Here is a 3,936-nt window from a genome sequence, read left to right on the forward strand (position 1 = left end):
GATCCTGCCGCAGCTTGCGGTCTCCCTGATCTTTTTCTACTGGCCGGCGGCGCAGGCGCTGTGGCAATCGTTCCTGGTGCAGGACGCGTTCGGGCTGTCGACCGAATTCGTCTGGTTCGAGAACTACGTCTCGCTGCTGCAAACGCCTTCCTATTACCAGGCGATCGGCGTCACCTTCGTATTTTCGGCGCTGGTGGCGTTCTTTTCGCTCACCATTGGCCTGCTGCTCGCCGTGATGGCCAACCACAACATCCCCGGCATCCAGATCTACCGAACCTTCCTCATCATCCCCTATGCGGTGGCGCCGGCGGTGGCGAGCGTGCTCTTCATCTTCATGTTCCAGCCCGGGCTCGGCATGATCGCCCGCGCGTTGCAGCGCTCCGGTATCGACTGGAATCCGGTGTTGGACGGCACGCAAGCGATGATCCTCGTCGTCATCGTCGCGGTCTGGAACCAGATCAGCTACAATTTCCTGTTCTTTCTCGCCGGCCTGCAGGCGATCCCGAAAAGCGTGATCGAGGCGGCCGCGATTGACGGCGCCAAACCGGTGCGCCGGTTCTGGACCATCGTCTTCCCGCTGCTGTCGCCGACGTCGTTTTTCCTGATCATCGTCAACATCACCTACGTCTTCTTCAACACGCTCGGCATCATCGATACCGCAACCGGCGGCGGCCCCAACGGCGCCACGCAAACGCTGGTCTACAAGGTTTTCCAGGACGGCAAGGTCGGCACCGACCTCGGCGGTTCGGCGGCGCAGTCGGTGATCCTGATGATCATCGTGGTGGCGTTGACCGCATTCCAGTTCCGCTACGTCGAAAAGAAGGTTCATTACTGAGAGCGCCATGATCGAGCATCGCCGCTTTGGAAACCTGTTGCCGCACCTGGTTCTTCTGGCCGGGGTCGCGATCGTCGCGTTTCCGGTCTATCTCGCCATCATCGCCTCGACCCACGACAACACCGTGATCGCCAACGGCCAGATGCCGCTCTATCCCGGCACGCACGGGCTGGAAACCTACTGGAACACCATCGTCTCCGGCACTGGCCGCACCACGCGCGCGCCGGTCGGCGGCATGATGCTGAACAGCCTGATCATGGCGATCGGGATCGCCGTCGGGAAGATCGCGATCTCAATCATCTCGGCCTACGCCATCGTGTTCTTCGAATTTCCGTTCCGGATGACGGCGTTCTGGACCATCTTCATCACCTTGATGCTGCCGGTCGAGGTGCGCATCTTTCCCACCTACAAGATCACGTCCGACCTGCACATGCTGGATTCCTATGCCGGCCTGATCCTGCCCCTGATCGCCTCGGCCACCGCGACGCTGTTGTTCCGGCAGTTCTTCATGACGGTGCCGAAGGAGCTGGTGGAGGCCTCCAAGATCGACGGCGCCGGCCCGATCCGCTTCTTCTTCGATACGCTGCTGCCGCTGTCGGTCACCAACATCGCCGCCCTGTTCGTGATCCTGTTCATCTACGGCTGGAACCAGTATCTCTGGCCGCTGCTGATCACGACCCGCGACGACATGCAGACCATCGTGATCGGCATCAAGAAGATCATCGACGTGCACGATGCCTTGACCGAGTGGTCGGTGGCGATGGCGACCGCCGTGCTCGCCATGCTGCCGCCGGTGCTGGTCGTCGTGCTGATGCAACGCCTGTTCGTCAAGGGTCTGATCGAGACGGAAAAGTGAGATGGCTAACGTAACACTGCGCAACGTCCGCAAGGCCTATCCCAACGGCTTCGAAGCCATCAAAGGCATCGACTTCGATGTCGGCGACGGCCAGTTCTGCGTGCTGGTCGGTCCCTCCGGCTGCGGCAAGTCGACGCTGCTGCGGATGGTGGCGGGGCTGGAAACCATCACGTCAGGCGAGATCGACATCGGCGGGCGCATCGTCAACCAGGTCGAGCCGGCCGAGCGCGACATCGCCATGGTGTTCCAGAATTACGCGCTCTATCCGCATATGAGCGTCTACAACAACATGGCCTATGGCCTGCGCAACCGCGGCATGCCGAAGCCCGAAATCGACACCCGCGTCCAGGAGGCCGCGCGGATTCTCGAGCTCGGCGCCATGCTCGACCGCAAGCCGGGGCAATTGTCCGGCGGCCAGCGCCAGCGCGTCGCGATGGGCCGCGCCATCGTACGGCAGCCAAAAGTGTTCCTGTTCGACGAACCGCTGTCGAACCTCGACGCCAAGCTGCGCATCGCGATGCGGGTCGAAATCCGCAAACTGCAGCGCCGGCTCTCCACCACCTCGATCTACGTCACCCACGACCAGCTGGAGGCGATGACGCTCGCCGATATCCTGGTGGTGATGAACGGCGGCCAGGTCGAGCAGATCGGCAACCCGCTCGCGATCTACCAGAAACCCGCGACCACCTTCGTGGCGTCGTTCATCGGCGCGCCGCCGATGAATCTGATGCCGCTGCAGTCGGACGAAATCAGCTCGCAACTATCAGGCCACGGCGAAGCGGGCCTGCTCGGAATCCGGCCCGAGGATTTCGAGATTTCGAGCGAACCAGTCGCCGGCGGCATCGCGCTCGATCTCACGGTGGAAGCGATCGAACGGGTTGGCGCGGAGACTTTCATCTACGGCGGACGCAAGAATGGAGCGCAAGTTATGGCCGCCGATCCCGGCGAACTGCCGCCCGCCGACGTGATCGTGCGGATTCCCGGCGCGATCGCGCCTGCCATCGGCGCGCCCATCCGCGCGGTGGCACCGCGCGAAAAACTGCATCTGTTCAGCGCCGACGGCCGCAAACGGATCGAGATTTAGCCGTCATTCCGGGGCGCGCGTTAGCGCGAACCCGGAATCTCCTACGACCACCTCTGGATTCCGGGTTCGCGCTCCGCGCGCCCCGGAATGACGTTGGAGCAGGGATTCCGCAGGTCGGACAGGTGCTTGAACACCCTCCGAATCATGCCCATATTGGCTTCTGACCGGACGGCTAATCCGCCGGCCGATCGCCACGGGACGCCGCAAGGGTCCTAAACTGCCAAAGTCGCTTCGAGAGGGCTTTGTAAAAATATGACTCGTGTTCCTTCGTTATCGAGCCCGTTCCTGCTGGGATTCGACGAAATCGAGCGTGCGCTCGATCGCGTCGTCAAGGGCGCCGACGGTTACCCTCCGTACAATATCGAGAGGTGCGACCGTGCCAACGGCCAGCCCGAACGCTTACGCATCACGCTGGCGGTGGCGGGATTTACCCGCGACCAACTCGATGTAACCATTGAGGAAAACCAGCTCGTGATCCGGGGCCGCCAGCAGGACGACAAGGCCCGGCAATACATCCATCGCGGCATCGCCGCGCGCCACTTCCAGCGCACTTTCGTGCTGGCGGAGGGGATGCAGGTGCTGGGCGCGGATTTGAAAAACGGGCTGTTGTCGATCGATCTGGCCCGGCCGGAGCCGGAAAAGGTCGTTAAGACAATCGCTATCAATGAGCACGAATAATGGAACGAGGAGCGGACTCGACCGCTTAGTCTGACAGAGGAGTCGAGACCATGACTGAAGCTGAAGTAGTGTTTGAAGTGGGTGGTGTCTCCACCGAGGCACTGGCGAGCTTGGGCGAAGGCCATATCGCCTATGTGAAGCAGATCCGTTCCGAGGATGTACCGGGGCTGTTTCCCGAAGCACCGGAGATCGCACCGGGCCTCAAGCTGTTTGCGCTCCATGCCGCCGACGGCACGCCGATCATGCTGACCGACAGCCGGGAAGCCGCGATCGCCAACGCCTGGAGCAACGAACTGCAGGCCGTCAGCGTTCACTGACCCGACTCTTGTCGGTGTCACTGACGCAGGTCTTGCCGGTGTTACCGACGCCGTAAAGAATTTCACGATACGCGGACATGTCCTCGATCAGATCGGGGACATGTCCGCGCTTTTTTTGATCGGCCTGTTTTTTCCGTCATCGCTGCACGGCTGCCTGACTAGATTT

The 3,936-nt window shown here is 61.7% G+C and carries 5 protein-coding genes; all 5 read left to right on the forward strand.

Going from position 1 to position 3,936, the window contains the following annotated elements; all coding sequences use genetic code 11:
* The first annotated feature begins 1 nt into the window (after position 1).
* Complete coding sequence (gene ugpA / locus VK804_RS29635) at positions 2 to 835, forward strand: sn-glycerol-3-phosphate ABC transporter permease UgpA (RefSeq protein ID WP_325751835.1); 834 nt, start codon at positions 2 to 4, stop codon at positions 833 to 835.
* A 7-nt stretch (positions 836 to 842) separates the two neighbouring features.
* A complete protein-coding gene (gene ugpE / locus VK804_RS29640; protein WP_325751836.1) occupies positions 843 to 1,691 on the forward strand; it encodes a sn-glycerol-3-phosphate ABC transporter permease UgpE in 849 nt (282 codons plus the stop codon).
* Position 1,692: 1 nt separating this feature from the next.
* The gene (locus tag VK804_RS29645) at positions 1,693 to 2,775 is read left to right on the forward strand and encodes a sn-glycerol-3-phosphate import ATP-binding protein UgpC (protein WP_325751837.1); all 1,083 of its coding nucleotides are present in this window, start codon (positions 1,693 to 1,695) and stop codon (positions 2,773 to 2,775) included.
* Between the two features lie 252 nt (positions 2,776 to 3,027).
* Positions 3,028 to 3,453 carry an Hsp20 family protein gene (locus VK804_RS29650; RefSeq protein WP_325751838.1) on the forward strand — a complete coding sequence of 142 codons (426 nt, stop codon included), beginning with the start codon at positions 3,028 to 3,030 and terminating at the stop codon, positions 3,451 to 3,453.
* Between the two features lie 50 nt (positions 3,454 to 3,503).
* Positions 3,504 to 3,770, forward strand: a complete 267-nt coding sequence (locus VK804_RS29655; RefSeq protein ID WP_325751839.1) for a DUF1150 domain-containing protein — start codon at positions 3,504 to 3,506, stop codon at positions 3,768 to 3,770.
* Positions 3,771 to 3,936: the final 166 nt, after the last annotated feature.

The organism is Bradyrhizobium sp., from assembly GCF_035484855.1.
Taxonomy (GTDB): domain Bacteria; phylum Pseudomonadota; class Alphaproteobacteria; order Rhizobiales; family Xanthobacteraceae; genus Bradyrhizobium.

Excerpts from the sequence above, each read along its gene's own strand:
- VK804_RS29655 (WP_325751839.1), top strand. The coding sequence starts at position 3,504 with ATGACTGAAGCTGAAGTAGTGTTTGAAGTGGGTGGTGTCTCCACCGAG.
- VK804_RS29645 (WP_325751837.1), top strand. The coding sequence starts at position 1,693 with ATGGCTAACGTAACACTGCGCAACGTCCGCAAGGCCTATCCCAACGGC.
- ugpE (WP_325751836.1), top strand. The coding sequence starts at position 843 with ATGATCGAGCATCGCCGCTTTGGAAACCTGTTGCCGCACCTGGTTCTT.
- VK804_RS29650 (WP_325751838.1), top strand. The coding sequence starts at position 3,028 with ATGACTCGTGTTCCTTCGTTATCGAGCCCGTTCCTGCTGGGATTCGAC.